A 565-nucleotide genomic window follows, 5' to 3' on the forward strand; every position below is an offset into this window, starting at 1 on the left:
CAGTGCGCCCATAAACACAAACGTCACCCCCGGCGTATCGGCAAACCGCCTGTCGCTGGCACTGTCGAGCATCGTTTCCAGCGCCAGGCGATTGCGCGCTTCCACGCTACGCACATAGCTACGCGTATCCAGTTCGCTGGCGACAGCATACAGTGCCGCCGACTCGTGCAGGTTCTCGGTTTTCACCTGCATAAACACGCTGACAATATGTTTAACCATCACTGCCAGAGGCTGGCCCTGCACGGATAACGCGGCACCTTCCATTATGCTTACCAGCCTCTCCAGATGGCGCTGTAACAGCGCAAACAGCAGCGCCTGCTTTTGCGGGAAATACTGATACAGCGTTCCCACCGACACGCCAGCCCGCTCTGCCACGCGGATTGTGGTCAGCCGGGGCAGCCCTTCTGCCAGCAAAACCTGAATAGTCGCCTCGAGGATCACCTCAACGGTGGCCTGCGATCGCGCCTGCCGCGGCTGTTTGCGCGCTTCAAGTCCCTTAGCGTTGTCGTTCATCATATGCGAATTCACAACTTGAATAATTATTCGTATTTTATTGGAACACCTT

The 565-nt window shown here is 56.5% G+C and carries 1 protein-coding gene; it reads right to left on the reverse strand.

All coding sequences use genetic code 11. From position 1 onward, the window contains the following. Nucleotides 1-516 (reverse strand): TetR/AcrR family transcriptional regulator (locus WH277_RS01385; RefSeq protein ID WP_339503935.1); only part of this gene is annotated, 516 nt, incomplete at its 3' end. Nucleotides 517-565: the final 49 nt, after the last annotated feature.

It is taken from the genome of Erwinia sp. MYb416, assembly GCF_037479575.1.
In the GTDB taxonomy this organism is placed as follows: Bacteria; Pseudomonadota; Gammaproteobacteria; order Enterobacterales; family Enterobacteriaceae; genus Erwinia; species Erwinia rhapontici.